General features: G+C 63.2%; 29 protein-coding genes and 1 other RNA gene. 15 read left to right on the top strand and 15 right to left on the bottom strand.

What is annotated here, in order from left to right; all coding sequences use genetic code 11:
- Window positions 1-284: 284 nt before the first annotated feature.
- From ACFWPK_RS28285 to ACFWPK_RS28250, 8 genes are all read right to left on the bottom strand, one after another.
- The gene (locus ACFWPK_RS28285; RefSeq protein WP_378920845.1) at window positions 285-557 is read right to left on the bottom strand and encodes a hypothetical protein; all 273 of its coding nucleotides are present in this window, start codon (window positions 555-557) and stop codon (window positions 285-287) included.
- 920 nt (window positions 558-1,477) lie between these two features.
- Window positions 1,478-1,954 (bottom strand): hypothetical protein, encoded by a 477-nt coding sequence (locus tag ACFWPK_RS28280; RefSeq protein ID WP_378920843.1) that lies wholly within the window; start codon window positions 1,952-1,954, stop codon window positions 1,478-1,480.
- A gap of 87 nt (window positions 1,955-2,041) precedes the next feature.
- Window positions 2,042-2,818 carry a hypothetical protein gene (locus tag ACFWPK_RS28275; RefSeq protein WP_378920841.1) on the bottom strand — a complete coding sequence of 259 codons (777 nt, stop codon included), beginning with the start codon at window positions 2,816-2,818 and terminating at the stop codon, window positions 2,042-2,044.
- A 48-nt stretch (window positions 2,819-2,866) separates the two neighbouring features.
- Window positions 2,867-3,145 (bottom strand): hypothetical protein, encoded by a 279-nt coding sequence (locus ACFWPK_RS28270; protein ID WP_378920839.1) that lies wholly within the window; start codon window positions 3,143-3,145, stop codon window positions 2,867-2,869.
- Window positions 3,146-3,836: 691 nt separating this feature from the next.
- The gene (locus ACFWPK_RS28265; RefSeq protein WP_378920837.1) at window positions 3,837-4,085 is read right to left on the bottom strand and encodes a hypothetical protein; all 249 of its coding nucleotides are present in this window, start codon (window positions 4,083-4,085) and stop codon (window positions 3,837-3,839) included.
- A 1,040-nt stretch (window positions 4,086-5,125) separates the two neighbouring features.
- Entirely contained in the window at window positions 5,126-5,887 is a 762-nt protein-coding gene (locus ACFWPK_RS28260; RefSeq protein WP_378920835.1) for a helix-turn-helix domain-containing protein, read from the bottom strand.
- Window positions 5,884-6,327: a hypothetical protein gene (locus ACFWPK_RS28255; protein WP_378920834.1), complete on the bottom strand. Its 444-nt coding sequence runs from the start codon at window positions 6,325-6,327 to the stop codon at window positions 5,884-5,886. The genes ACFWPK_RS28260 and ACFWPK_RS28255 overlap by 4 nt, the downstream gene beginning before the upstream one ends.
- A 127-nt stretch (window positions 6,328-6,454) precedes the next feature.
- Window positions 6,455-6,679, bottom strand: coding sequence for a DNA-binding protein (locus ACFWPK_RS28250; RefSeq protein WP_378920832.1), 225 nt, complete (start codon window positions 6,677-6,679; stop codon window positions 6,455-6,457).
- A gap of 251 nt (window positions 6,680-6,930) precedes the next feature.
- Here ACFWPK_RS28250 and ACFWPK_RS28245 point away from each other — a divergent pair, with 251 nt between their 5' ends.
- Window positions 6,931-8,142 (top strand): tyrosine-type recombinase/integrase, encoded by a 1,212-nt coding sequence (locus ACFWPK_RS28245; RefSeq protein ID WP_378920830.1) that lies wholly within the window; start codon window positions 6,931-6,933, stop codon window positions 8,140-8,142.
- 140 nt (window positions 8,143-8,282) lie between these two features.
- On the opposite strand, the gene ACFWPK_RS28240 is transcribed toward ACFWPK_RS28245, so the two are convergent.
- The 4 genes from ACFWPK_RS28240 to ACFWPK_RS28225 all read right to left on the bottom strand — a co-directional run bounded on the left by ACFWPK_RS28240 (window position 8,283) and on the right by ACFWPK_RS28225 (window position 11,432).
- Window positions 8,283-8,438 carry a hypothetical protein gene (locus tag ACFWPK_RS28240; RefSeq protein WP_378920828.1) on the bottom strand — a complete coding sequence of 52 codons (156 nt, stop codon included), beginning with the start codon at window positions 8,436-8,438 and terminating at the stop codon, window positions 8,283-8,285.
- A complete protein-coding gene (locus ACFWPK_RS28235) occupies window positions 8,425-9,282 on the bottom strand; it encodes a mechanosensitive ion channel family protein (protein WP_378920827.1) in 858 nt (285 codons plus the stop codon). The genes ACFWPK_RS28240 and ACFWPK_RS28235 overlap by 14 nt, the downstream gene beginning before the upstream one ends.
- A gap of 128 nt (window positions 9,283-9,410) precedes the next feature.
- Complete coding sequence (gene prfB, locus ACFWPK_RS28230) at window positions 9,411-10,529, bottom strand: peptide chain release factor 2 (protein WP_056812604.1); 1,119 nt, start codon at window positions 10,527-10,529, stop codon at window positions 9,411-9,413.
- A 45-nt stretch (window positions 10,530-10,574) separates the two neighbouring features.
- On the bottom strand, window positions 10,575-11,432 hold the full coding sequence (locus tag ACFWPK_RS28225) for a helix-turn-helix transcriptional regulator (protein ID WP_378920825.1): 858 nt from the start codon (window positions 11,430-11,432) through the stop codon (window positions 10,575-10,577).
- A 142-nt stretch (window positions 11,433-11,574) separates the two neighbouring features.
- Between ACFWPK_RS28225 and ACFWPK_RS28220 the strand changes: the two genes are divergently transcribed.
- The 8 genes from ACFWPK_RS28220 to ACFWPK_RS28185 all read left to right on the top strand — a co-directional run bounded on the left by ACFWPK_RS28220 (window position 11,575) and on the right by ACFWPK_RS28185 (window position 18,841).
- Window positions 11,575-12,156, top strand: coding sequence for an NADPH-dependent FMN reductase (locus ACFWPK_RS28220; RefSeq protein ID WP_378920823.1), 582 nt, complete (start codon window positions 11,575-11,577; stop codon window positions 12,154-12,156).
- A 121-nt stretch (window positions 12,157-12,277) separates the two neighbouring features.
- Window positions 12,278-13,063, top strand: a complete 786-nt coding sequence (gene hisN / locus ACFWPK_RS28215) for a histidinol-phosphatase (RefSeq protein WP_378920821.1) — start codon at window positions 12,278-12,280, stop codon at window positions 13,061-13,063.
- Window positions 13,064-13,157: 94 nt separating this feature from the next.
- Entirely contained in the window at window positions 13,158-15,149 is a 1,992-nt protein-coding gene (gene recQ, locus ACFWPK_RS28210) for a DNA helicase RecQ (RefSeq protein ID WP_378920819.1), read from the top strand.
- A gap of 99 nt (window positions 15,150-15,248) precedes the next feature.
- Window positions 15,249-15,482, top strand: a complete 234-nt coding sequence (locus ACFWPK_RS28205) for a hypothetical protein (protein ID WP_378920817.1) — start codon at window positions 15,249-15,251, stop codon at window positions 15,480-15,482.
- 323 nt (window positions 15,483-15,805) lie between these two features.
- The gene (locus tag ACFWPK_RS28200) at window positions 15,806-16,426 is read left to right on the top strand and encodes a YdcF family protein (RefSeq protein WP_378920816.1); all 621 of its coding nucleotides are present in this window, start codon (window positions 15,806-15,808) and stop codon (window positions 16,424-16,426) included.
- Between the two features lie 94 nt (window positions 16,427-16,520).
- Window positions 16,521-17,459 (top strand): acyl-ACP desaturase, encoded by a 939-nt coding sequence (locus ACFWPK_RS28195; protein WP_378920814.1) that lies wholly within the window; start codon window positions 16,521-16,523, stop codon window positions 17,457-17,459.
- A gap of 48 nt (window positions 17,460-17,507) precedes the next feature.
- Entirely contained in the window at window positions 17,508-17,981 is a 474-nt protein-coding gene (gene smpB / locus ACFWPK_RS28190) for an SsrA-binding protein SmpB (RefSeq protein ID WP_378920812.1), read from the top strand.
- A complete protein-coding gene (locus ACFWPK_RS28185) occupies window positions 17,978-18,841 on the top strand; it encodes an EamA family transporter (RefSeq protein ID WP_378920810.1) in 864 nt (287 codons plus the stop codon). Before smpB ends, ACFWPK_RS28185 begins: the two co-directional genes overlap by 4 nt.
- 3 nt (window positions 18,842-18,844) lie before the next feature.
- Here ACFWPK_RS28185 and ACFWPK_RS28180 read toward each other — a convergent pair whose 3' ends face one another.
- Window positions 18,845-20,143, bottom strand: coding sequence for an ABC transporter substrate-binding protein (locus ACFWPK_RS28180; protein ID WP_378920808.1), 1,299 nt, complete (start codon window positions 20,141-20,143; stop codon window positions 18,845-18,847).
- Between the two features lie 224 nt (window positions 20,144-20,367).
- Between ACFWPK_RS28180 and ssrA the strand changes: the two genes are divergently transcribed.
- The 4 genes from ssrA (at window position 20,368) to ACFWPK_RS28160 (ending at window position 22,650) form a co-directional block, all read left to right on the top strand.
- Window positions 20,368-20,740, top strand: a transfer-messenger RNA (tmRNA) gene (gene ssrA / locus ACFWPK_RS28175).
- 89 nt (window positions 20,741-20,829) lie between these two features.
- Window positions 20,830-21,084 carry a type II toxin-antitoxin system Phd/YefM family antitoxin gene (locus tag ACFWPK_RS28170; RefSeq protein WP_378920806.1) on the top strand — a complete coding sequence of 85 codons (255 nt, stop codon included), beginning with the start codon at window positions 20,830-20,832 and terminating at the stop codon, window positions 21,082-21,084.
- Window positions 21,081-21,347: a type II toxin-antitoxin system RelE/ParE family toxin gene (locus ACFWPK_RS28165; protein ID WP_266292233.1), complete on the top strand. Its 267-nt coding sequence runs from the start codon at window positions 21,081-21,083 to the stop codon at window positions 21,345-21,347. Before ACFWPK_RS28170 ends, ACFWPK_RS28165 begins: the two co-directional genes overlap by 4 nt.
- Window positions 21,348-21,591: 244 nt before the next feature.
- On the top strand, window positions 21,592-22,650 hold the full coding sequence (locus ACFWPK_RS28160) for a hypothetical protein (protein ID WP_378920804.1): 1,059 nt from the start codon (window positions 21,592-21,594) through the stop codon (window positions 22,648-22,650).
- 75 nt (window positions 22,651-22,725) lie between these two features.
- Here ACFWPK_RS28160 and ACFWPK_RS28155 read toward each other — a convergent pair whose 3' ends face one another.
- Window positions 22,726-22,935 (bottom strand): DUF5302 domain-containing protein, encoded by a 210-nt coding sequence (locus tag ACFWPK_RS28155; RefSeq protein WP_378920802.1) that lies wholly within the window; start codon window positions 22,933-22,935, stop codon window positions 22,726-22,728.
- A gap of 99 nt (window positions 22,936-23,034) precedes the next feature.
- On the opposite strand from ACFWPK_RS28155, the gene ACFWPK_RS28150 reads away from it, so the two are divergent.
- Window positions 23,035-23,922 carry a hypothetical protein gene (locus ACFWPK_RS28150; protein ID WP_378920800.1) on the top strand — a complete coding sequence of 296 codons (888 nt, stop codon included), beginning with the start codon at window positions 23,035-23,037 and terminating at the stop codon, window positions 23,920-23,922.
- Here the strand turns inward: ACFWPK_RS28150 and ACFWPK_RS28145 are convergent.
- Window positions 23,900-24,763 (bottom strand): DUF1266 domain-containing protein, encoded by an 864-nt coding sequence (locus tag ACFWPK_RS28145; protein ID WP_378920798.1) that lies wholly within the window; start codon window positions 24,761-24,763, stop codon window positions 23,900-23,902. The genes ACFWPK_RS28150 and ACFWPK_RS28145 overlap by 23 nt on opposite strands.
- Window positions 24,764-24,909: 146 nt before the next feature.
- On the opposite strand from ACFWPK_RS28145, the gene ACFWPK_RS28140 reads away from it, so the two are divergent.
- A complete protein-coding gene (locus ACFWPK_RS28140) occupies window positions 24,910-25,605 on the top strand; it encodes a helix-turn-helix domain-containing protein (RefSeq protein WP_378920796.1) in 696 nt (231 codons plus the stop codon).
- Window positions 25,606-25,693 lie beyond the last annotated feature (88 nt).

The following is a 25,693-nucleotide window of genomic DNA, read 5'->3' as shown; positions in this document are numbered from 1 at the left end:
GCATCACTGAGAAGTGACACCAGGGGCAATAAACACAACATATTCACGACAAAAAGAACGCTCTCGGTCGCTTCTTTGACTTCTTCACCACAGCAGGCGTGTCACTATTCGATGAGCCATCATCGCTGCTGAATACACCACTAGTACCCGGCTGCTCGCTACTGAACACACCATTATCCGAAGGTGCATCACTCCGGTACGTACCATCATTGCACGGTTGATCGCTGCTGAACTGGCGAGAATCCCACCGACCGTTAAACCCGTAACCCATATCAACCAACCCCTTATGCAGGTTCCGAATCTTCATGCTCGGAATCTGTCAGCAAAGCATCCAAATCGTTCCGCAACTTGTCATTATTTGGCTGCTCAAACGACTTATTCGGGTCAAGCTCCGCAATCCGCGCGTTCAAGTCCATAAACGCCTTAGCAAACTGAGGTACAACACCTGCACTCATCTGCGGGAACCTCTCCGCAAGCTGATCACGCAGAACCTTCAGCGTCTCAAACTCGTTGCCGGTAGAAGCGGCAGCAGCAAGAGCATTTACCTTGTCATCCATATCAAATCTCCTTGTTTCGTCAATATCTGTACTGAATTGGGTATCGTTTGACCCCGATTCCCCTTGTTCTGACCCCCGCCTCCCCCCTCTTCGCGCGCGAAATGCCGGGGGTCTGAGGGTTGGCCGTTGAAGATGGGGGAGGAGGGTTGCCACCCCCTGGTAGGGCAACGTTGAACACGTCCCGCATACCGTTTAGTGGTCGACATGTTTGGATGCGTCAGCGTGGAAGCTGGATACCCTTACGCACCTGTACTGAGTCCGGTCTATGGACTGCTGCTAGTTGGGTTACAACAGGCTGAACGGCTTCCTGTACACACTGAGCTGATCGGACCTGGTGAACTCGGCTGGTATTGGGCTGTTGCCCCAATCAACCTGAATAACTTTACGGGTTGCCTCGAACATTCCTTTTAGCGTGTTTGGATAGAACCATTCAATGGCTTCAATCAGCTCAGGGTTTGTTGCCTTGTTGATCAGCGCTATGTTCTTGAACCTGAGTTGTGCATGTCTGGTGTCAGGTTGTTGTGTGCCTGCTTCACCATCGTGGTATCCAACGTCTGTTGCTTGGCAGTAGATGAGTGCTGGTCGACCAGACAGTTTGTGGTCTGCTCCGTATGATTCGGAACGGTCAGTGTGCAGGCTGAATAGCCATGCTGAGCTGAGTGACTGCGATAGCCTCCACCCGCATATGCAATGTTGATTCGGTGCCTGGTGTGCGTTCTGAGACCAATCAGAGCCGATTAGCCCACGTCTGGTTAGGTCTGCTCGGTAAGCCTCCACACCCGACCAAGCACGAAACTTGCACTCAGCCGGGGGTGTCGTTGTCCATTGGGGGGCACGATCAAACCCTGTCAGTTTGCCGCTAGGTTCTATGCCGTTCAATCGCCACCCCGCGTTAGCGTTTAACCCAGGCACTCTAATGGCTACTGGAACGCGGGCTTAATGCCGAGCTTCTCGAACAGCCCGCGCTCAAGCCCATCTGCGAATGGCGTGTTTTTGCAGTATCGTTCACGGCCCTGATCGGGGTCAGGCGCTGGCGTCTGTCGTCCGTCCATGAAGATCCGAATTGCTTCAGCGCATGCTTTCAGTTCGGTCTCGTTGGTGCCTTCGAGTAGATCAACAGGAACACCATGCTTGTTGGCGATGTCTTCTCGCATGTTGCGGTCGACTAGTGCACTTAGGTCAGCTTCCGCTTTGTCAGCTCGTTGCTTTGCTGCTTCTAGTTCCGGGCCTTCTGTGTAGCCTGCTTCAACCTTGGATTTGATGTCTTCATAGTCTGCGTATTGTTCGCGCAGGCGTCTCTTATTGTCTGCAAGGATTTTATTCACTTCTTCTTGCGTGAAGATCTTTTCTGGTGTTGCGTTGGCAACTTCAAGTGGTGTCGGGATATTTTCGCTCATTGGGGGCTTCCTGCTTGTTGCATGAGTAAAGCGCCCAACTCAGGACCGGATGAGTCAGGCGCTTAAATCGCTGCTATGCGTTATCGGTTAAAGGTTGGATTCAATCTCAATCTCAGGGTCAACCTGACGATTGATCGCGCCAGGAATCCACTCCATTGTCATCGGCTGACGGTAAGGCGTGTGGTCGGCGAGTGTACTTGCCTCGATCTTGATACCGAGCTTGTTCAGTTCGTTCCACCGGTTGTCCGAGTTCCAAGCATCCCAAGCGTTGCGCCTGCCCTTGGGACCAGGCTTAGCGAAGAGGGCGAAGGTTGCCGGAGCGCCATACAGTCCCATACCAATTTGAACACCCGCTAGTTCGGCTGCTGCGATGACCGGTGCCATCATGCTAGTGAGTTCGACACTGAGAGTTTGACCCCTACTCCAGGCCGAACGGATCTCGTCGTTGGCGTGCATCAGGTGAGCTGCTGGCGTGGCAGGGTCAATGACATCGGCACAGTTGGTGAACTCTGTAGCCTTCTCGGCCCACGCTTTTGCAAGCTTGGTGTAGTTGGTTTCGGCTACAGCTTGGTAGGCGTTCCTAAGCGCGATAAAGGTTGGTGGCTGCAACTCCTGGTAGAGGGAAGATTCATCAACCTGGCCGACCATTTCCGCAAGTGCGAGCGCTTTCAGTTCTCCAAGGTCCGCGTTGCTCTTGTGGTCGATGATCGCTTGAATGAGTGCTTCTCGGTTGGGCTTTTCGATATTCTGGTATTCGCGCCACCGGTTGAGGATTGCTCGATAGTTGGCGGGAACTTGTCCGCCTGCCTGTTCTACGGTCTCAACATTGTTGATGTAGTCAATGATTGGATGAATGCCGAACATAGGGTATTTCCTTTATGCTTGTTCTGACGGGAACGGTTGGTTAGCGGTCTACTTGCCGAGTGCGCGGCGCGCGAGGGCGGCGTCATCGTTGAGGGCGATATTGTTACTTCCGATTTCATTCATGAGAATGTCTTTAAGGCTGGTCCGATTGCTGTATGCACTCATGAGCGCAGTAGCTTCCACTTGGTCTTGCTGGCATCGAATTTCAGACTCTGTGGGTTCGTGGGGTTCGTCGTTGTAGCCTTCAAGTTCAGCCATCATGGATGCTTTGAGTTGTTCTCTGGCTGAGATGGGTTCTCCGAGTTCACCGGGAATGTACTTGCTCATTTATGCTGCTACTTTCTGATTCCATTGTTGGATTCCTAGGGCCTGTTCTCGTTCCCGGTTGTCTGCCGCGAGCTGGCGCAGGGCAATCAGTACGTCATTCATTGAGTTGCCTCTGTTCGTATGCGTCCAACAGCTCATCCAAGCGGGCAACAAATTCGGGTAGACAGTCTGTGTTGTCTCGGACGTAGGTTGTGTTTCCGTTGGCATGGTTGCTCGCAAGAATCAAGCTCCCGTTTGCGAGCAGGGTGATTTCCCATCTTCCTTTGATGGCGTGGCCTGTGTGTTGACAGTCCTCGATAGCGTCACGGATTCTTTGTAGGTCTATGTTGGTGGCGTGGATGCTGAATGGTTCTCGGCTGTCACCGATTTCGTATCGCCAACCGCGACGTGACCGTTTCTCGCGTGTGATGGTAAGTGTCATTTGTTATTCCCTGGTGGCGTAGTCGCATCGCGCTTCTCTAGCTGCGACTAGTTCGCTCCATCGGTATTCGAAAAGCCCTCTGCGTTTCCGTCGAGAGATGTAGCCCTTCTGATACCAGAGTTCGAGTGTGCGTTCTGATCGGCCAATTCGGTTGGCTGCTACTACTGCCGCCATCCAGTCATTCGGTATTGGTCCCATGGCTTCTCCGTTGGGTAGTGGAGTGGGCCGACCGAAGCAGTTGGCCTGGTCGGCTATCACTCACTCAAAGGACTACTTGCTGACAGTCCGGTAGAAGCCAAGGTGACCTTCACCAACGATTGCGGTTGGCTGCCAATCTCCATCAAACGTGTAGCCATTGGCAGTGAGGGCCGCATCTTTGGACGCAAGGTCACGGTGATCGGCTTCCGGGTGCGGGGAAACATTCACGACGCCGGGGGTACGGTCGAGCCGGTACCAAGCTTCACGGTCTGGGTAGATGGTGATTCCGTGTTGTGTTTCGCTGGTGAGTGCAATAGCCATTGTCTTCCTGACTGTTGATTATGAATGCGGCATATCCGCAAATCTTTGGGCAAAAAAGAGAGGCCAGGCTTCAGGAGGATCAACCCCAATGCCTGGCCAAGTGCCGAACCTTCGCCCCAAACATCCGACATTACAAATATCTCATATGGGGTGGTCACGTGGTTTTAATAGATCAAACCCAGGGCGTTATCCCTGAGCGCCTTATCCGGTCCTCTGAGTCTCAACCTGGTTGAAGTCGTCAAAGCTGTGTAGTCAGTCGGGATCATTCCCCAACTGATGCAAAGCTGACAGTTTCGACAACAGGACTGTTCTTCATCGTGGAACATCTCGTGTTGCTCGTATTGGTTTCGACAGTACATGCATTGCTTCATCGTTCAATGCCTTCTATATGGCTTCCCGCGGCTTCATATTATCGTTCAAGGGGAAATGGTTAGAGGCTTGCTTTGACTGCTTAGAATCGAACCTACGGCTTGTTGCTCTGACCGGTAATTGACTATGCACTTGAAGGCTGATGTTCGCCTGGCGGCTCGTTCGCTTCGCTCATACGCGGAAGAGGAACAGTCAGGCGTGAAGTATCTGAGACATGACCGGAGTGGTCAGAGATTCACCGATTCAAAAACATGCGTTGAACTCGATCGATGATCCAGCCGGCGGCGATGCCGATTAGTGGTACACCTACGCCCAAACGGTCAGCACTCGTGACGCTCCTCGGCTGTTGGTGTACCTACGCTGTTCCAGGCGCTTCACTGTTCGCCCAAGATGCTTTCTTGCATGATTCCCGTGGGCCGAGAGGTAGCCTCGAATCGGTGAAGACATGATGGTTAGTTGCCCGTTGGGTTCAAGCTCGATTACTGCTTCTACGTTCTCGTCTGATGGGTCGATTGTCAGGAGGCTTGTCCGATTGGTGTTCATGGTTCCGATCCTTGTTGATGAGGGCAACACAGAAATGAGCCGTGTTGCCCTCTAATCGTTGATCTGAGACTGTTCCTAGTTGTTCTCTACTCGGAAGTTCCTGAAGCGCGGTCTGAACGCTTAGAAGCTCACATGGATGCTCTGTGTTCAACCCGAACCTTGAGCTTGGAAAGCTTCTCGATGTCGGAACTATCGCTAGGCTTCCCCACTCCTCCAACCTGCTTCCAGTAGAGAAGTAGATCTTTCGGTTGAATAAAATTGGCTCTGGCAATCTGAATGATGTCGTCAACGATTTCACGGGGACTTAGTTCCTTCTCCGCGTCCGAACCGTCAGGTTCGCTGAACATTGAAGACTGATCAACCGGAGGTTGAACACCAATATTATGAATAGTCTTCTCTTGGTCTTCTATGTAGGTCGTTTTCCGACCTTCGGATAGGTCGTTTTCCGACCTTCTGGCATCAGCAAGAGGTGACGGTAGGTCGTTTTCCGACCTGGGGACATAGGTCGATTTTCGACCTTCGGGCGATCCCTTCACATGGATTGGCCTCGACCACTCTTCGCGCTCTTGCGGCTCAAACTCATGATCTGACACGTGGTAGACAACGTTGACAACCTTTCCGCTCCTGCCATGAACAGGCTGCCGAACGAGATAGTTGCAGTCCTCCGCGTCCGTGATCCCTCCTGAAACGGCAGATTTATGCATGCCCATGTCTGCGGCCATCTCCGCTTTGGTCGGGTGATAGCCGTCCTTGTGGGACATCAGATACATCATGACCGCTTTACCGCGTGGTGAGAGCTTCCCTCTAACCCAACTGTTCCGTACACGTACGAACTGTGCTTCCGCGATGAAGTGCCGTTTGACTTCAATGATCGGTTCACGAGTGCTCATTTACGCACCTCATCCTGAGCGTCGTCTACGTGCTTGCCCTCCATCTCACCGAATATGGTCATGATCTGTGGGTGTGCGATGCTCTGGGCGATTGCAAGGCGGAACATTGACATTGCATTCTCAACCCTGGCTACACGGTCATGCAGCCGGTCAATGTCGAGTTGGGTCACTGGTGCTGGCAGCTGGTCGAGTTCATCGAACAGGCTCGGTGACGAATTGGTCTGTTCCTCCGCGTCATCCACGGGCATTGACCAGACGTTAGACTGACCGACTTTGCGGGTACGGAATCCGCCATTGGAGCGAGCAACGTTGATGGTTCCTATTTTGTAGCCTGCTGCGGTAGCGAGCTTCAGAATGAGTTTCGCTGGTACTTCACCGTTGGCGTCTGCATGGTCTTTGATCGTTTGGGCTATAAACTCTCGTGCTGATGGTTTTGACATGGGTGTGGCTTCTTTCGAATAGGGATTAATGGGCGCTATTTGGCCCGGAGAGAGATGATTAGAAGGTTGGGGTGTACCGGGAAGGGGTTACGGGTTTTCGTCGTTCAGCGGGGGAGTGTTCCCACGCTCAAGCTGCGAACTCGTCTGCACGCTGGAAGGTGTTGGCTTCCTCGTAGGCGTGGATGTCAGACCAGCGGTAGCGGACTGCGCGCCCGTACTTGATGAACACAGGGCCGATGCCCTTGTACCGCTCCTGTGCGAGTGCGTTGGTAGTGCATTGCCGGTAGTCCGCGTACTCGTCGGGGGTTGCGAGCTTGGAGGGTTGACTGTTGGTCTGCTTTTTGTTCCGCATCTGTGGCACAACATCTTTCGTAGAGAGTGGCGAGGATTCCCGGTGATTTGGGAACACCTGAAAGGTAGCCCACTGTGTCCGACAGGTTGTGCACCTACATCAGCTCTGAACTGGGGTTATGTCCTCTGATGTCCTGGCGCATCCTGATAGATCCCTTCATGTCTCGTTGGGGCAGTGATGCAGATCACTCAGCTTCACTTCCTGACGTTGCTGTAGCATGAAAATTCGGCACACCAACCAGGAAGGCCACCATGGGCAGAAGCAAACTCGCAGAAGGCAAACGGGGAGAACCCAAAGCCTATGAAGACGCCACCCGTAAGGCAGCAGGTAAGCCCGACTATTGGCGCGGTGTATGCCCATGGCGTGGCGTCGGCATGCCCAACCCGAAGAACGCACAGGCATACCGGGAAACAGCAGCCAAGGCCAAGCGAGCAGCCAGCGACAAGGCCGACGAGAACCTGAAGGAGTGGAAGCCAACTGACGGCACCCTTGATCCGAACATCACCGTGTTCGAGCTGTGCGACCTCTGGATTGAACGCCACGAGAAGATCAGCGGGATTCGAGGTCAGTCCATCGGGTACTACAAGCGGATCATCTACCGCGCAGTGCAGCGGCCCAAACCGGGGGTTGTGAAGATCGAGGGATCAACGCTCGGGAACATGAAGGCCGTAACTGTGCTGACATCGCATATTGACGCACACGTAGACCTTGTGCGACACACACCAGCCGTAGCGAAGAACCATCGAATCGTGTTGCGTGAAGCCTTCCGGCTGCTCGTCAAAAGCGGGCTGAAGGAATACAACCCGGTCAACGAATCCGACGTCGTGAAGATCGTTCGACCTGAACCCAAACCGTTCACGCCAGCCCAGTACGCCCGGTACTTGGAACTGGAAACCGCCTACTTCATCAAGCGACCGAACGCCAACCGGGAACGGTACGCAGACACCCGGCAACTCATGTACGACATCGTAGGTAGGCCAGGAGAGGCCCTAGCGGTACGCAAGGAAGACGTAGACACCAAGGCGGGGGTTGTGTCTGTCACGGGCACAATCGTCACGAGCGATGCCACTGGGAAGCGTTGCAAGGCGTTCCGGCAGGACATACCGAAGACTGACGAATCTGTTCGGTATGTGAAAGTCAGTGCCCCGACGGCGGCCATGCTCAACCGGCGCATCCTCGCCATGCCGACAGGCCAAGAACTGATCTTCGTGACTCGTGACGGCAACCCGATCGCACCAGGGGACTTCAACGAGACATGGGGAAAAATCGTTGAAGGCTCAGAGTTGGACTGGTCCACACCGAAGGCCATCCGCAAGACCGCTTTCAAGCGGATCGACGAGAAACACGGTGAAGCAGCCGCGCAGGCAGCAGGAGGGCACCGCAAGGGCTCCCGCGTGACGCGCGACCACTACACCGGCAAGGACATCGTTGTTACCGACTTCACGGACGCTTTGCACGGTTGAAATCGTGCTATATTCGCGCCATGACCCCGAGATGCCAACAAACCTGCTGGTTAGAGGCTAGAACCGTGAAGACGCATGGTGATCACGGGGAGCCAGTGTAACCAGCGATGGGGGCGTCCCAGCCGGACGCGACGCGCCGATCAGCGTTCGGGTTCGGAATTCACCCAGGTCGGGACCGCATTGAGGAACGTCGTTGGACCGTCCGCCGCCGTATCGGTGGGTTTGACGAACAGGTACACGACAAATGTCGACAGCCACGCCGCCATCAGGATCGCTGTGGACTTACGTGGTTTCACTGATTCCCTCCTTACGCAGGGCCGCGGCGACGCGTACGCGCAGTTCGCGGCCCACTTCGAATTGTTTGCCTGGCAATGTGCGGGCAACCATCCGGATGTTCATCACGTCGAGCGAGAGATCTTCGACACCCATCACCGACGGCTCGTCGAGGAGCAGCGGTTTGAGGCGGCGATCCTCGTAGGCCTTGGTGCAGACCGCGTGCAGGATCTCGTTGATCTTGGTGATGTCGGCCTGCGCGGAAACCGGTACGTCGATCGCGGCGCGCGCCCAGTCCTTGGACAGATTGGTGACCTTCACGATCTGCCCGTTGGGGACGATGATCACCTCGCCGTCGGAGTTACGCAGCGTGGTGATGCGCAGGGTCACGTCCTCGACCGTGCCCTCGGCCGGATCGGCCGAGCCGGTGACCGAGATCTGCACCACGTCACCGAAGCCGTACTGGCGCTCGGTGATCAGGAAGAACCCGGCCAGAATGTCCTGGACGATGCGCTGCGCGCCGAAACCGAGCGCGGCACCGAGCACCGCCGCGGGCGCGACCAGGCCCGTCACCGCGAAGCCGAGCCTGCGCAGCACCTCCATGCCGACCAGCACGTACACGATGGTCAGCACCACCCAGGTGACGACCTGGGCCAGCGCGTGACGGTGCTTGGCCGCTTCGGTGCGGACCAGGGCGTCGCTCGTCTGGAAACCCGAGTCGATCTTGGTGGTCACCCGGTCGCGCAGGAACGCGGCGAACCGGCCGAACAGCATCGCGCCGACGATCAGCAGAACGATTTCGAGCCCGCTGGAACGCAACCAGCTGGTGATCTCGGATCCGTTGTTGGCCGCGAGGACGTCGGTCATCGCGTCTCCTTCATGGGCCTGTACAGGCACAGTTTCGGTTCGGTCGAACGCACACCAGAAAGGTTACAGGTCGGTCACGGCGTGCGGTCAAACGTGCTGAAGCACACGGTTTGTGAGCGAACAGCTGGCTACGCGTCGTCCTGATCGCGCATCCGCCAACGGATTCCGGATTCGATGAAGCCATCGATGTCACCGTCGAGCACCGCGGTCGGATTGTTGACTTCGTGGTTGGTGCGCAGGTCCTTGACCATCTGGTACGGGTGCAGCACGTACGAGCGCATCTGGTTGCCCCACGAGGCGCCCTCGTTGGTCTTGAGCGCGTCCATCGTGGCGCGCTCCTCCTGGCGCTTGCGCTCGAGCAGCTTGGCCTGCAGCACGCGCATGGCCGAGATCTTGTTCTGCAGCTGCGACTTCTCGTTCTGGCAGGTGACGACGATGCCGGTGGGGATGTGGGTCAGGCGCACCGCGGAGTCGGTGGTGTTGACCGACTGGCCGCCGGGGCCCGACGAGCGGTACACGTCGACCCGGATCTCGCCCTCGGGGATCTCGATGTGGTCGGTGGTCTCCACCACGGGCAGGACCTCGACCTCGGCGAAGGAGGTCTGGCGGCGGCCCTGGTTGTCGAACGGGCTGATCCGGACCAGGCGGTGCGTGCCCATCTCCACCGACAGCGTGCCGTAGGCGTAGGGCGCCTTCACCGCGAAGGTGGCGCTCTTGAGGCCCGCTTCTTCGGCGTAGGAGGTGTCGTAGACCTCGACGGGGAACTTGTGCCGCTCGGCCCAGCGGATGTACATGCGCATCAGCATCATGGCCCAGTCCGCGGCGTCGACGCCGCCGGCGCCGGAACGGATGTTGACCAGCGCGTCACGCTTGTCGTACTCGCCGGAGAGCAGGGTGCGCACCTCCATCGCCTCGACGTCGACGCGCAGTGCGGCGCGCTCGGCGTCGGCGTCGGCGGTGGCTTCGGCGGCGGCCGCGTCTTCTTCGGCCTCGGCCAGTTCGTAGAGCACCGGCAGGTCCTCCAGCCGCTGGCGCAGATCCTCGACGCGGCGCAATTCGCTCTGCGCGTGCGAGAGCTCACTGGTCACCTGCTGGGCGTGCTCCTGGTTGTTCCACAGCTCGGGATCGGCGGCCTGGTGCTCGAGTTCGTCGATGCGGCGGCGTAGCTCCTCGACATCGAGGACCGACTCGACCGTCTTCAGGGTGGTGTCGAGTTCGGCGAGGTCGGCGATAACGTCAGGATGCACGATGTCCTAGGCTACCGGTCCCGTCCGACACGGTGCGTATTCGGCTCAGCTTGCGATGGCCCGCAGGCCGCCGGGGCGGCGTCCGACCAGCTGGTCGAGCGCGCTCGCGCTGGCCTCGTCGGCGGGGAGCAGGACGTAGAGCGACTGGTCGTCGTCGATGGACAGGTCCAGTGATTCGTAGGCCAGCCGCAGCGTGCCTGCCTCGGGGTGGCTCAGGCGATTGATCCCGCCCGACGGTGGCAGTCCGGGCAGGGTCGCGAGGCGATCGGTGAAGGGGCTGCCCGCGGTGACGGTGAGTTCGTCGACCAGGGCTGCGACCATCGGGTCGGCGCGAAACGGGCCCTGTTTGAGCGAGGCGACCAGCTTGTCGGCGGCGGCGTCCCAGTCCGGGTACAGCTCGCGGGCACCGGGGTGGGTGAAGACGAATCGGGCGACGTTGGCGGGTTCGCCCTGCTCGAACAGGCCGCTGGGCGCCATCAGCTTCCGGTAGCCCTCGGTGCAGGCCAGGATCTCGGTGAAGCGGTTGGTGATCGCGGCGGGCGCGGGTTCGAGCTGGGCGAGGATCGCCAGAATCGTCGGACGCACCGTGCGGTTGGGACCGTTCTCGGCGGCGCCACAACTGAAACCGGACACGCCCTTGCTGAGCTGGTGCAGGTGGACGCGTTCGCGCGGGCTCAACCGCAGTGTCTCGGCGAGCGCGGACAACACCTGGGCGGAGGGATGGCTGTCGCGGCCTTGTTCGAGCCGGATCAGATATTCGACGCTGACGCCCGCGAGCATCGCCACCTCGGCGCGGCGCAGACCCGGCGTGCGCCTGCGTTGTCCGGCGGGCAGCCCGACTTCGGCGGGGGCGACCGCTTCGCGGCGGGTCCGCAGGAACAGCCCGAGTTCGTTGTCGCTCACCTCATCGACGGTACCCAGCTCGGCGCGCCGGAGAGTGGCCGTGCCACTACCACTCTCAGCGTGGTCTCCCTGCGATGCTCGCGGTCCGCGAGATTTGGTCGTACCGGCTGATCAGGCCGGTACGACGACAGAGGAGAACATCGTGTCCACACTGAAGCTCGCGATCATCATCGGCAGTGTCCGCGAGGGCCGGTTCGGCCCCGTGGTCGCGAACTGGTTCGCGCAGGAGGTCGACGACCGTTTCGAGGTCGACATCATCGACCTCGCCGACACCGCCATGCCCGCCCTGCCCGCCGTGCCGCCCGCGCTGGACCCCGACCCGGTCCGCCCCGCCGACATGCGCGATCTCACCGAACGCCTGGCCGCCGCCGATGCCTACGTCATCGTCACCCCCGACTACAACCGCAGCTACCCCGCCGCCCTCAAAGCGGCCATCGACTGGCACTTCACCCAGTGGGACGCCAAGGCGATCGGCTTCGTCGGCTACAGCGGCGGCTCCGGCGGACTCCTGGCCATCGAACACCTGCGTCAGGTCTTCAACGAACTCAACGCCCACACCGTGCGCAACTACGTTTCGTTCCCGCGCTACTACATGCTCTTCGACGAGAACGGACAGCTGCGCGACCCGCAGGAGCCCGAAGAGGCCGCCGCGGCACTGCTCGACCAGTTGCACTGGTGGACAAGTGCTCTGGTCGCGGCGAAAACAGCCGAGGTCGTGGCCTGACCAGGCTCTTCGCCACGTTCCTGCTCACCCGGCCGGAGCCGCTGAGTTCGGGCAGGGAACGGCAACGGCGTTCGCGGCGCCGCGAACTTGAGAACGTCGGCTCGGCGAATACACTCCCACCGTGGCTGCCTACTCCGCTGACCTGGACCTTGCCCTGCGACTGGCCGACGAGGCCGACGCCATCTCACAGGAGCGCTTCGGCGCCGTCGACCTCAAAGTCGACTCGAAGCCGGACCTCACCCCGGTCTCGGATGCCGATCTCGCGGTGGAACAGCTGATCCGCCGCGTGCTCGCCGAGGAGCGCCCCGGCGACGCCGTGCTGGGGGAGGAGTTCGGTGGTGACGCCGAGTTCAGCGGCAGGCAGTGGGTGGTCGACCCGATCGACGGCACCAAGAACTTCGTCCGCGGGGTGCCGGTGTGGGCCAGCCTGATCTCCCTGCTGGTAGACGGTGTTCCGGTGGTCGGCGTGGTAAGCGCGCCCGCGCTGGGCAGGCGCTGGTGGGCCGCCGCCGGTTCGGGCGCGTGGGTGCGGGTCCACCCCGGGGCGCCCAAGCCGATCTCGGTGTCGGCGGTCGCCGACCTCGACGCCGCGAGCCTGGCCTTCTCCAGTCTGTCCGGCTGGCACGAGCGTGGCCTGCGCGAGAAGTTCATCGACCTCACCGATGCGGTCTGGCGGGTTCGCGGCTACGGCGATTTCTTCAACTATTGCCTGGTCGCGGAGGGTGCGGTGGACATCGCCGCCGAGCCGGAGGTCTCGCTGTGGGACCTGGCCGCCCTCGACATCCTGGTCCGCGAGGCGGGCGGCGCGTTCACCTCCCTGGACGGACGCTCCGGCCCGCACGGCGGCGACGCCGTGGCTTCCAACGGCCTGCTCCAAGACGAGGTCCTGGCCCGTTTGCGCGGGTGAATCGAGTTATCCACATGTGAGCAACTTCGGCATCCGCCGCCGTCGGCTCCGGTCGACGGGCTGCGCGCCCCGCGCTCGCTCGTAGGATGGCCCGGTGAGCAATTCCGGCGCCACAGCCCCCGATGTCGACGACTTCCCGCCCGAAGACTTCCCGCCCGACGACGCGTACCCGTCCGACGGCGGTTACGTCTCCGAGCACGACTTCGCCGACACCGGCGGCTTCCACTTCGACGATCTCGCCCCGGCCACCCCGGGCCGGGTCGCGGCTCCCGACCGCGCCGAGACCGCCGACGAAGTACTACGCAGGGTCTTCGGTTACGACAGCTTCCGTGGCGACCAGGCGGCCATCGTCGAACAGGTCGTCGGTGGTGGCGACGCGCTGGTACTGATGCCGACCGGTGGCGGTAAATCCCTCTGCTACCAAGTCCCGTCACTGGTACGCGATGGCGTCGGCGTTGTCGTCTCACCGCTGATCGCACTCATGCAGGACCAGGTCGACGCGCTCAGTGCCCTCGGCGTGCGGGCCGGGTTCCTCAACTCCACCCAGTCGCCGGATCAGCGGCGGACCGTGGAGGCGCAGTTCGTGTCAGGCGATCTGGACCTGCTCTATCTGGCGCCGGAACGCCTGCGACTGGAAGCCACACTGCGGCTACTCGACCGCGGCAAGATCGCCCTGTTCGCCATCGACGAGGCGCACTGTGTGTCGCAGTGGGGCCACGACTTCCGGCCCGACTACCTCGCGCTGTCGCTGGTGCACGAGCGCTGGCCCGATGTCCCGCGCATCGCGCTCACCGCGACCGCCACCGAGAAGACCGCCGCCGAGATCGTCGAACGTCTCGATCTCGGCGCCGCGAAACAGTTCATCTCCAGCTTCGACCGGCCCAATATCCAGTACCGGATCGAATCGAAGAACCGCGCCGACCGTCAGCTGCTCGACTTCATCCGCGCCGAACACCCCGGCGACGCGGGCATCGTCTACTGCCTCTCCCGCAATTCGGTGGAGAAGACCGCGGCCATGCTCAACGAGAACGGCATCCGCGCGGTGCCCTATCACGCGGGCCTGGATTTCCGGACCCGCGCCGAGAACCAGTCCAGATTCCTGCGCGAGGACGGCCTGATCGTGGTCGCCACCATCGCCTTCGGCATGGGTATCGACAAGCCCGACGTGCGTTTCGTCGCCCACCTCGACCTGCCCAAATCGGTGGAGGGCTACTACCAGGAGACCGGCCGCGCGGGCCGCGACGGTCTGCCGTCGACGGCCTGGATGGTCTACGGCCTCAATGATGTTGTGCAGCAACGCAAGATGATCGATTCCAGCGAGGGCGACGCCGCGCATCGCAGGCAGCTGCAACTACACCTCGACGCCATGCTCGCCCTGTGCGAGACCGTCGGCTGCCGTCGCGCGCGGCTGCTCAACTATTTCGGCCAGACCGGTGGCACCTGCGGCAACTGCGATGTGTGCCTGAACCCGCCCGAAACCTGGGACGGCACGGTACCCGCCCAGAAGCTGCTGTCCACGGTGCTGCGGCTCAAACGGGAACGCGGACAATCCTTCGGCGCGGGCCATCTCGTCGACATCCTGCTCGGCAAGACCAACCAGAAGATCACCCAGCATCGGCACAACGAGCTTTCGGTGTTCGGCATCGGTACCGACCTGCGCGATACCGAATGGCGCGGTGTGGTCCGGCAGTTGCTCGCGGGTGGCCTGCTCGCGGTGCAGGGCGAATACGGTGTCATCGCGCTGACCGACGAGAGCAACGAGGTGCTGTTCGAGGGCAGGAAGGTGCCGATGCGGCGCGAGCCCGAACGCGCCGCACGCCCCGCGCGCACTTCGAAATCGGCCAAGGCGACCGTCGACCTGCCCGCCGCCGACGTCGGACTGTTCGAGCGGCTGCGGGCCTGGCGTGCCGCTACCGCCAAGGAACAGGGCGTGCCCGCCTACGTCGTCTTCCACGACGCCACCCTGCGCGAGATCGCCGCGCGTAAGCCCGCCGACCTCGCCGCACTCGGCACCGTCGCCGGGGTCGGCGAGAACAAGCTGGCCCGCTACGGCGAGGGGGTGCTGACCACACTGGGCGAGGAGTAACGCGCACTTCCGCCGCCGTCTCTGCGCCCCATATGGGCGTACACGCGCGGCGGAAAGGAACCCGCACCGAATCCGGCGACGCCGAGTTACTGTCGAGTCATGGCGAATGGTGAAGGCTCCGACAGCGATACGTCGGGCAGCAGCCCGAGTGCGGGCGGCGATTCCCCGACACCCCCGATGCCGCACCGCCACATCGACCCGGTCGTCGCGCCCACCCTGCTCGGCGTGCACCACGGCGCGATCCACCGCGGCAGGCCACGGTGGTCCACCATCGCGCTGATCGCCATCTTCGCCACCGCCCTGGTCCTCTACCTCGTACTGAGCCCGGGCTGACGTCCGCGCCCTCGCCGACCGATCGTCCGCGTTTCGACAATGTCCCATGCACCGCTGCCGGATCCAGTGCTGCGTCACTGACGGTCGTACTCCGCTGATCGCCACGGGTGTCAGCTGTGCGATCGTGCGCTCGCCAAGTCCTCGTTGACCCGGGCATCCGATTCCGGAAGTTTTGCGATGCCCCGCACCAGTCTCGGGCGACATACGCATGTGAGTTGTCGTAACCGCAGGTCGAAGAGATACCGGCGGCTGCCGCCCCGGCGCACCGTTGCCGAGCGGGACCGATCACGCCAGATCGGCCCGAGCTCGAGGAGGCGACGGCAATGGTGCGATGGACTTGGCGCAAGCGTGTGGTGTGCGCGGCGATAGCGGTAACCGGATTGGCCTGCGTGCCGGTACCCGCCGGCGCCGACTCCTCGGCCCCACCCGGTCTCGACTTCGCGCGGGCGCTCGGCACTCCCGCGCTGCCCGGCATCTACGGCCCCGACACCGCGGTGGTGGTTCTCGGCTACGGCCTGACACCGGAGGGCACGATGCGCGAGGAACTGGTCCGGCGACTGCGCGCGGGATTGGCCCAGGCCGTCTTCGCGCCGTGGTCGCCGATCATCGTCACCGGTGGCAACCCGCAAGCCGGTATGTCCGAAGCCGACGCCATGGCCGACTGGCTGGTGGCCGCGGGCATCGACCAGCGCCGGATCCTGCGCGAATCCGAGGCCGACTCGACGGTGGCCAACGCAGGCAATACCGCGGCGATGATGGCCGAACGGGGCTTGCGCTCGGTCGTCCTCGTCACCTCGGAAGACCACATCGCCCGGGCCAGAGGCGCCTTCGCCGCCGCGGGCGTGCTCGTCGTCGGCGACCACACTCCCGACCGCGCCCAGTGGGACTCGGTGCCGCTGCACGTCGGCGTCTTCGGCCCAGCGCCCCATCAGTGGTCGCTGTGACCGATCATCGCCGCCTGTCGGCAGTGTGATGAGTAGTCGCGGAATTCTCGGCAATCACGCGGAGAACCCACCCCCGGACTCGTAACGTCGACCCATGACGCTCCACCTGTCCGACAGCGACATCCTCGCCGAGCTCGAGCCGACCGCCGAAGCGAACCTCAACGACCACCTGGCCAAGGCCAAATCCTGGCACCCCCACGACTACGTGCCGTGGGATGAGGGCCGCAACTTCGCGGCCATGGGCGGCGACGACTGGGATCCCGAACAGTCGAGGCTGAGCGAGGTCGCCAAGGCGGCGATGATCACCAACCTGCTCACCGAGGACAACCTGCCCTCCTACCATCGCGAACTCGCCGACACCTTCGGCTTCGACAATGCCTGGGGCACCTGGGTCGGCCGGTGGACCGCCGAGGAGAACCGTCACGGCATCGTCCTGCGTGACTACCTCGTCGTCACCCGCGCCGTCGACCCGGTCGCCCTCGAAGAGGCCAGGATGGCGCACATGACCGCGGGCATCGCCAAGCCCGAGAAGGGTTCGCAGTTCCTCAAGGGCGTCGCCTACGTCACCCTGCAGGAACTCGCGACCAGAATCAGCCACCGCAACACCGGCGCCCTGTGCAACGACCCGGTCGCCGACCGCATGCTCGCCCGCATCGCCGCCGACGAGAACCTGCACATGATCTTCTACCGCAAGCTCTGCGCCGCGGCCCTCGAGCTGACCCCGGACGCGGCCATGCAGGCCATCACCGACGTGATCCTGCGCTTCCAGATGCCGGGCCTCAATCAGCCCAACTTCCGCCGCAACGCCGTCATGCTCGCCAAGCACGGCGTCTACGACCTGCGCCAGCACCTCGACGTCGTGCTACGCCCCACCCTGCGCACCTGGCGAATCTTCGAGCGCACCGATTTCGGTCCCGAGGGTGAGATCGCCCGCGACGAGCTGCACACCTACCTGCTCGACCTCGAGGTCAAGTCCGCCCGTTTCGAGGAGCAGCGCGACCGCGCCCTGGCCAGGGCCGCCGCCAGGGTCTGAGTCAGCCATGGAATAAAGCGCTGGCGCCGTCACTTACAGTTGACCGTTATGAAGGAAAAGGGCCGGAAGGTCATCGCGACCAACCGCCGGGCGCGGCACAACTACACGATCCTCGACGTCTATGAGGCGGGGATCGCGCTGGTCGGTACCGAAGTGAAGAGCCTGCGCGAAGGCAAGGCCTCCCTGGTCGACGCCTTCGCGACTGTCGACCATGGTGAGGTCTGGTTGCGTGGCCTGCACATCCCGGAGTTCAGCCACGGCACCTGGACCAACCATTCGCCGCGCCGCACCCGCAAGCTGCTGCTGCACAAGCGTGAGATCGAGCATCTGGTCGGCAAGTCGCGCGAGGGCAACCAGACGCTGGTGCCGCTGTCGATGTACTTCTCCGACGGCAAGGTGAAGGTGGAGCTCGCGCTCGCCAAGGGCAAGCAGGACTACGACAAACGTCAGGATCTGGCTCGCAAGCAGGCAGAGCGCGAGGTCACCCGCGAGATCGGTCGGCGGGTCAAAGGCATGCGTTGATCTCCGTCGTGCTCGCCCTCGTCGCGGCGGCGGGCTACGGAGTCAGCGATTTCTTCGGTGGGATCGCGGCACGCAGGGTCACCGCCTTGCGGGTGGTCGTGGTGTCGTACCCGTTCTCGGTGCTGTTGGTCTTGCTGATCGCGCCGCTGGTCGGCGGGCATGCCGATACCGCGTCGATCCTGTGGGGCCTGGCAGCGGGCGTGGCCAGCGGTTTGGCGGTGTGGTGGTTCTATGCCGCGCTCGCCGACGGACCCATGTCGGTGGTGTCGCCGCTGACCGCGGTGCTGGTGGCGGGCATCCCGGTCATCGCCGGGTTCTTTCTCGGTGAGCGGCCCGGCGCGGTCGCGATCGCGGGCATCGCCGTCGCTCTGGTCGCGGTGGTGCTCGTCAGCCGGGAGGCGCCCGACGAAACCACCGAGGAGATCACCGGCGGCAGGCCACTGCGCTTCACCCGCCGGGTCGCGCTGCTCACCATCGGGTCCGGTGCCGCCTTCGGTTTCGCGTTCTACTTCCTGCACGAAACCCACGCGAGCGCGGGCCTGTGGCCGCTGCTCGCCCAGCGCGTCGCGGCAACAGCGGTCGTGTGGACCTCGGCGCTGGCCGCAGGTGAATTCCGCGGCCTGCACGGCGAACCGCTGCGCCTGGCATTGGCGGTCGGCGTGCTCGACGTGATCGCCAACGCCGCGCTGCTCTACGCCTTCCACGGCGCGATGCTGTCGGTGGTGAGCGTGATCGGCTCGCTGTATCCGGCGGCGACCGTGCTGCTGGCGATGGTCCTGCTCGGCGAACGCATCAGCGCCACCCAGAAGATCGGCATGGTGCTCGCGCTCACCGCGGTCGCCATGATCGCCGCGAGCTGATCCCTACAGCCGGGTGCAGGGCTCGTGCAGGTTCAGCCGACCCAGCGTCTTGCCCTGGTAGCCGACGCTCACCGCCCTGGCTCCCATCGGCGCCGCCTTGTCCGGTTCGAACACCGCCGACCATTCCGTTTCCAGATCAGGTCCCGCCGCACCGGCCGGATGGATCACGACCATGCCTTCACCGTCGGGTTTCATCGCCCCGATGCTGCGCCGCAGGCCGGCGCGGGTGAGCTCGCCGTTCGCCGCCGCCGTCGTGAGCAGGGCTTTGAGGGGATAGGTGATCGCCCAGCCCAGCGAATACCCGAAGTTGGCCGGTTCGCCGGTGATCGCGTCGCGGGCGTGCTTGGCGCCCACGCTGTCGCCGGACCAGCTGTCGACCGGGGTCGTGTAGTTGTAGAGCGCGGTCAGCGCGGGCGCGGCCGCCGACTGCAGCAGTGCCGCGTTCCAGGTGGGCAGCGAGCCGAGGAACCGGCCGGTGAAGCCCGACTTCACGAGCTTGCCCACGATCTCCGCGGTCTCGGCGGGTCCGGTGGCCAGCATCACCAGATCCGGTGCCGCCGCCAGGATCTCCGCCACCGGCCCGTCCTGATTGCCGACCTCGGCATTGGGCCCGGTGTCGATGCGATCGGCGATGGTCGCGTCGTTGGCCAGCGCCCACTTCAGCGCACCGCTGGCATAGTCGCCGCCGTAGTTGCCGCGATAGGCGACGACAGCGATATTGCGTGGCGCGTAGTGGGTTTCGGCGAACCAGTCGAGGCCGGTCACCGCTTCGGTGCAGTAGGAGTAGCCGGCGCTGAGCACCAGATTGCGGTCGGCGCTGCGATAGTTCCAGCCCGACCACTGGGTGGCCGCCGTGCTCACCATGTCGTCGACGTCCATCTGATTCAGCATCGCGACGGTCTGCGCGGTCCCGAAACTCATCGACAACGCGAGCACGTGCGGCTCGATCTCCTGATATTTGCTGCGATGGGTACGCGGATCGTAGGAGGTGTTGCGGGTGTAGGTGCTGATGTCGATGTCGTAACCGCCGATGCCGCCCGCCGCGTTCACCTGCTTCCAGAACGCCACCTGACCGTCGTTCATCGACGCACCGAGCGGGGTGAACGGCCCGTTCTCCAGATCCGAGAGCACCCCGAGGTAGATGCAGCCGCGATCTTTGTTCGCCGAGCCCGGACAGGGCGTGCTGGTGACGCCCGGCCCGGCGGTGGGCTCGCCCGACGAGCAGGCAGCGGCCAGTACGAGGCTCGCAACAGCCGGGATCGCCGCGAGTCGGCGCAGTCCACGCTGACCGGTGAATGCCATGAGATAACTCCTTGCTCCAGTCGCCCAGGACATTTCACAGTTCCGGGGCGGCCGAACGAGAACAGTACCCGTCACCACCGGCGCTCCTACCCCGATTCGCCGACCTGGTCCGGAGTGGTTCGCCATGAGGTCACTCGGCGCCACCGCGAGCCGGCGGAAATAATGGGAAGATCTGGCACCGCGCCGGTGTTAATATGACTAGCCCGCACGGTGCGGGCACGTACGGGGCTGAACGGTTTCGACTGCGTACGTTGATTCAGGGGAAGCGTGTCGGTGCAGGCAAGAGACCACCGTAAGCGTCGCTGCAACCAATTAAGCGCCGATTCCAATCAGCGCGAGTACGCCCTCGCTGCCTAAGTAGCCAGGACGTCTCTGTCAGTCCGGGTTCGTCCCTCGACTCGGGTACTGGCATCAGCTAGAGGGAATTACCGTTCGGCTCGGTCGCGGAGTCGAAGGGGACATCTAACAGCGACTGGGATCGTCATCCAGGCTTGTTCGCGAGACCAGGAGATCCAAGCAGAGACACAGCGAACTGCACACGGAGAAGCCCTGAAGACGCGGCGGAGGACCCGGGTTCGATTCCCGGCAGCTCCACTCTAGGCCCCTCACCTGACACGCAGGTGAGGGGCTTTTTCATGCCCCGACGACGGCATTGATGTGTACACGACAGCGTGTACGCTGATGGCATGGACGAGATCAGTACCCGTGAACTACGTGCCAATCTGGCGAAATACCTCGACGCGGCTGAGGCCGGCGAGCAAGTGATCATTCTCCGCGACGGCACCCCGGCTGCCGCGCTCGTCCCGCTGTCCGTCGTGGAAGCCGTAGACGAGGCCGAGGACGCGATGCTGGCACGGGAAGCTGCCGCCCGGCTGGTCGACGGCACTGCGACCGTCAGCATGGCCGAGGTACTCGCCGACATTTTCGAGGCGCGTAAGTGAAGTACGAGTTTCGGTTCCACGAATCGGCCAGGCGTGAACTGCGTGATCTGGAACAGCGGGACGCGATGCGTATCCTCACCGCGCTGACGACCCTCGGTGACGATCCATATGCCGAGGGTCTGGCCATCCGGAAGCTGGTCGGCGTAGACGCGTACCGGCTGCGGGTGGGACGGTTCCGGGTGGTCTACCAAGTACAGGACGAAGTGCTGGTGATCCTGGTCGTGAAAGTCGGGTGGCGGCGGGACGTGTACCGCGATCTCTAGGTGGACATCTGCGAGACTCGGGCAACGGTGCCGGTTGCTGCCCGACATTCTGATGCTCGCCGAGGAACACCCGGAATTTCGGGTCCATCTCTGGAAGACGCGGGCACGTCGCCATGTTCAAGGCTGGGCGTGGGGTCTCTCGCGCTCCCCGGAGGTGGTTCGTTCCCGGCCTCGATCGGACTCCGACCTGATCGGTGCGACCCTGGTGCAAGGGCGTGGTGGTGGGCCACGTAGAACTGAGCGAATGACGCGGTATGCATACGACTCGGGGGCGGGGACGCTGGTCGCTACCTGGGGGACCGGTCGGGGTGATGTCGCCGAGACGATCGCCGAGGTGCCGGGGGCGGAGCACGGGGTGGAGCTGGCGGCGGCGCTGGCCAGTTTGGCGCGGTTTCAGTGGCGGACATACACGCATCCGGCGACCGCGGCCGGGGATCCCGATGTCGAGAACGGGGAGGCGTGGCGGCGGGCCGAGGAGCGTGGTCGGTTCGCGAAGGTCGAAGACGCGCTGCGCACGCCCAACCTGCCCGATGAGGACGGGTGCATGCTCGTCTTCTACAGCCCCATCGAGGAATCGGCGCATCACCTCGGCCGCGTGCTCCATGCGATCGGCGATGCGGCCCTGATCGACCGCTTGGTGAACGAAGTGCTGACCGAGCAGGCGGCGATCACGGCCGCGGAGCTGGGCGATCTGGGCGGCCGGGCGCGACAAGCCGTCGAACTGACCAGACCGGAGATCTCCCCGGTCCAGGTGCACGCGGCCGACACGCTGCTGCGCGCCAATCCCTTGGGCACGATCGACCTGTTCACCGAGCTGGACCCCGCCGCCGCATCGGTCGCCGCCGCGCACTGGCTGCGCGCCGCGGCAACGGTGGCGGGCGAGGTCACGGGCCTCGAGCCGGTGGACGTGGTCGCCGAGGCGGACGACATCGAAGCACTCCAGGTCGAAACGCCGACCGTGGTCTTGGAACGGCTCAGCGAGGGGGAGACGCCGACACAGGTGGTGGTCGACCTGATCGCCGATGCCATCGCCGTCTCCGAAGGCAAGGTCCGTGACCTGGACGGAATCATCGACGCCGCGCAGGAAATCGAGGAACGCGACGAGGACGACGATCCCGACGCCTGGACCGACGGCTACCGCATCTGCCGCCTCGACCCCACCCGCCCCGCGATCGACCTGCTCGAAGACCTGCTCGGCGCCATCCGGGGCTGCTGGCTGGTCTTCAGCGAAGCGGACAGCGGCGTCACCTTCGAGAACGCCGTTCGAGCCGAAGCGGACGCTGATACCTCCCGCTTGCAGTAATTCGCGAAAAGCCCTGCGCCACAAGGTGATTACCTGTGACGGCAGGGCTGCTCACGCAACGGCAAGGCGCGAAAACTATCCGCCAGCGCGACGGCGGAAGGTTCGCTTCCCACCCGCCTGAGCATGCGTACCACGCACTTTGGCGGAATTCTGGGCGGCCCCACCCGCGGAGGAGTGGCCGTTCTTCCGCTCGAGCGCCTCGCGGAACTTCCGCTTGGTCGCCTCTTCCGGAGTTTCGTTCGCGGCACCGGACTGTTCGGCGGAGACTTCCTGTTCATCGGGCATACCTACAGCCTGCCACCTCAGCGCACGTTCGCACACCATCGCCCGGCCCACGATGACCCCTCGGTAGGATCCACCGATGCGGGGCATGCCAGGAGGGACGTGGCGGTGATCGAAGTATGGGGTGCGCGGGTCGCGGTCCGGTATGCGGACGGGCGGCTGGTGACGACGCCGCTGCGCGCCGACAACGAGATCGCGCTCGACGTCGGCGTGGCCGAGCTGGGCAGGATCGCGCTCGCGACCACCGAGGACGGGCAGATGGCGCTGCTGCTGTTCTTCCGGTCGGCACAGTTCGTGGTCAACGGTGCGCCGACCGATCGTCATCCGGTGCCGGTGTTCCTGGAAACCGATCTACGCGAGCAGGCGCAGGCGCTGATCAGAGCTGTCGAACGCGACCTCGTCGGCCTACGCAGGGTGTTTCCGCCCCGCCCGAATCTCGTTCCACCGCAAGCGGTTCAGGCTCCGAACGGCCGGCACCGTCCCGATGTCACGGCGGCGGCCCGCCGAATGCGCCACGCGGGCAACTCCCTACGCGAGATCGACATCCTGCACAGCTGTGCCCGCCCCGACGAGTACGTTCTCGAACTGGCCCAAGCCGGCCACGAGGGTGCGCCGGGTCTGGTCGCGATCACGACTCTGCGCCTGCTGTTCGTCTCCGCGTGGGCGGTGTACGAATTCCCGGTCTCGGTTCTCACCGGTGCCGAAGTGCTGACGGAACCCGGAAAGGTCGCGACCCTGCGGATTTCGGGCGCAGGCACCGACCTGGACTTCGTCGACTGGGAACCGGCCGACTTCACCCGCATCACCGAGGCCGTCCGCCTGGCCTGCGAAATCGAGCACGTCGACGGATCCATCGCCCAGTCCATGCCCTGCTCGGCAGACCTCTTCGGCGAATGGCAACTGCTGGTGGAACGCCGCAAACTGGGAATGGTCGACGACGACCCGTTCCGCCGTCAAGCCGTCGGCATCATGCTGACGATGCCGGGCTGAACACCGGCGCACCCCGATGCAGGGCCACCCGCCGCCACGGACTCGACGGCCGGAGGTGCAGCCCAGCGATCATCCGCCTACGTTCGGCCACTTGGCTTTTCGCGGCCGACAGATCCTGGGTGGCCGCCCAGAAGATCGCGCCCGTGAGGAAGCCGTCGCCGAACTGCCGCCAGTTGCGGTAGTGCTGACGCGCACGATCCAGCCCGGTCAGCATGTGCTCCCACGCCTCGTCGTCGGTCAGATAACCCGCCGTGCACGCCGCGCGGGCGATGAACACCAGCCGGGCCAGATCCCACGCGGTGGCGTCGATCTGCAGTGGCGTCGGCAGACTGTCGGTGATGCCGAGCTTGATGGCTTGCAGCCACGCGTCGTAGTCGCGATCGATCCCGGCAGGCCCGCGATAACCGCGGAAACCCGAGAGCGTGTGCAGGAATTCGCGATGTTCGTCGGCCAACCCCGACCGGTCGACCCGGCCGGTGTCGGACGCGGCCATGACGGCGAGTGGATGGACCAGTTCGAACAGCGGCGCGTGCATCCCGGCCAGCAACCGCCGCACGGTGTCGTGCGCGTCCTCGGCATTGTCGACGCCCCACGACTCGTGCAGTCCTTCGATCGCGGTCTCGCGCCGGGTCGACGCGCTGTCGGGCTCCTCCGGCAGGAACGCGACGTCATCGCACTGTGCACCCCAACTGCGCCCGTAATACGCGCCGACGGCCAACGCCCGGATCCGGTCGTCATCGACCCGCGCCCCCGACCACACGTCCGGCTCGATATCTATATCGGCGCCGGGAAATCCCGCCACCCGCGGCCGTCCACCCCGCACTGCTGCTGTCGGTTGCATGTGGCACCCCTCTGCCGAGCGAACGTCGTGCCGTCAGATCTTACGGTGTTGGTTGGAGCGCTGGCGCGCTCGAGTCGGGGCCCTTCGGGCCCCTCCAAGTAGAGACATACGGGGTTGTTGTCGGTAAGTAGGGCTACCGTCGAAGTGTGGCCGAATACCGGGAACGCGAATCGCGGCTGGACCGTGCGGTGGTCTGGTCGCGAACCATGCCCGCCCACACCGGTCCGGTCACGGTGTTCCCCGACGGTTGCATGGATCTGATCTGGACCGAGGGCACGCTGATGGTGGCGGGCCCGGACAGTCGGGCGTTCCTGGCCCCGACCGCACGAGCGAGCGAATTCGTCGGCATCAGATTCGCGCCGGGCACCGCGCCCACGTTGCTCGGGATTCCGGCGGTGGAACTGCTGAACCAGCGGGTCGACCTGGCCGAGCTGGCGCCGTCGCGCACCACCCGCGAACTCGTCGACCGCATCGACAACGCGCCCGACCGCGTTGCGGCGCTCGAGACGATCGCATTGCGATTCGCCACCGAAAACGGCCCCGCGGATCCAGCTCTCACCGCGGTTGTCGATTCGCTGTCGGCCGGTGCGACGGTCGCCGAGACCGCCGATCGGACGGGTATGTCGGCCCGGATGCTGCACCGGCGCTCCCTGTTCGCCTTCGGCTACGGACCCAAGATGTTGGCTCGTATTCTGCGCTTTCAACGTGCGCTGGCAGCGGTTCGCACCGGAATTCCGGCCGCGCGAATCGCCGCGACGAACGGCTTCGCCGACCAGGCACACCTGTCGCGGGAGTTCCGTGACCTGGCGGGATGCTCGGTAGGCGCCCTGCAACACCGCTGATCGGGCGTCTCGCTGCCCGGAAAGTCTCATTCGGCACAGCGTGACGGAAGGTTTAGGCTCAGTAGTGCACGCCCCGTCGCAAGTGCTT

Origin of the sequence: Nocardia sp. NPDC058519, assembly GCF_042719755.1 — a bacterium.
Classification (GTDB): Bacteria; Actinomycetota; Actinomycetes; order Mycobacteriales; family Mycobacteriaceae; genus Nocardia.
Note: the sequence above shows the minus strand (reverse complement) of the source record. Positions and strands in the feature narration are given on the sequence as shown.

Bases quoted from the DNA above. Each gene is read 5' to 3' on its own strand.
- ACFWPK_RS28205 (WP_378920817.1), top strand. From the start codon at position 15,249: ATGGCGAATGGTGAAGGCTCCGACAGCGATACGTCGGGCAGCAGCCCG.
- ACFWPK_RS28170 (WP_378920806.1), top strand. From the start codon at position 20,830: ATGGACGAGATCAGTACCCGTGAACTACGTGCCAATCTGGCGAAATAC.
- smpB (WP_378920812.1), top strand. From the start codon at position 17,508: ATGAAGGAAAAGGGCCGGAAGGTCATCGCGACCAACCGCCGGGCGCGG.
- ACFWPK_RS28160 (WP_378920804.1), top strand. From the start codon at position 21,592: ATGACGCGGTATGCATACGACTCGGGGGCGGGGACGCTGGTCGCTACC.
- ACFWPK_RS28195 (WP_378920814.1), top strand. From the start codon at position 16,521: ATGACGCTCCACCTGTCCGACAGCGACATCCTCGCCGAGCTCGAGCCG.
- ACFWPK_RS28145 (WP_378920798.1), bottom strand. From the start codon at position 24,763: ATGCAACCGACAGCAGCAGTGCGGGGTGGACGGCCGCGGGTGGCGGGA.
- ACFWPK_RS28285 (WP_378920845.1), bottom strand. From the start codon at position 557: ATGGATGACAAGGTAAATGCTCTTGCTGCTGCCGCTTCTACCGGCAAC.
- ACFWPK_RS28270 (WP_378920839.1), bottom strand. From the start codon at position 3,145: ATGAGCAAGTACATTCCCGGTGAACTCGGAGAACCCATCTCAGCCAGA.
- ACFWPK_RS28200 (WP_378920816.1), top strand. From the start codon at position 15,806: ATGGTGCGATGGACTTGGCGCAAGCGTGTGGTGTGCGCGGCGATAGCG.
- ACFWPK_RS28155 (WP_378920802.1), bottom strand. From the start codon at position 22,935: ATGCCCGATGAACAGGAAGTCTCCGCCGAACAGTCCGGTGCCGCGAAC.
- ACFWPK_RS28255 (WP_378920834.1), bottom strand. From the start codon at position 6,327: ATGTCAAAACCATCAGCACGAGAGTTTATAGCCCAAACGATCAAAGAC.
- ACFWPK_RS28265 (WP_378920837.1), bottom strand. From the start codon at position 4,085: ATGGCTATTGCACTCACCAGCGAAACACAACACGGAATCACCATCTAC.
- ACFWPK_RS28245 (WP_378920830.1), top strand. From the start codon at position 6,931: ATGGGCAGAAGCAAACTCGCAGAAGGCAAACGGGGAGAACCCAAAGCC.
- ACFWPK_RS28280 (WP_378920843.1), bottom strand. From the start codon at position 1,954: ATGAGCGAAAATATCCCGACACCACTTGAAGTTGCCAACGCAACACCA.
- ACFWPK_RS28275 (WP_378920841.1), bottom strand. From the start codon at position 2,818: ATGTTCGGCATTCATCCAATCATTGACTACATCAACAATGTTGAGACC.
- ACFWPK_RS28180 (WP_378920808.1), bottom strand. From the start codon at position 20,143: ATGGCATTCACCGGTCAGCGTGGACTGCGCCGACTCGCGGCGATCCCG.
- ACFWPK_RS28260 (WP_378920835.1), bottom strand. From the start codon at position 5,887: ATGAGCACTCGTGAACCGATCATTGAAGTCAAACGGCACTTCATCGCG.
- ACFWPK_RS28235 (WP_378920827.1), bottom strand. From the start codon at position 9,282: ATGACCGACGTCCTCGCGGCCAACAACGGATCCGAGATCACCAGCTGG.
- ACFWPK_RS28250 (WP_378920832.1), bottom strand. From the start codon at position 6,679: ATGCGGAACAAAAAGCAGACCAACAGTCAACCCTCCAAGCTCGCAACC.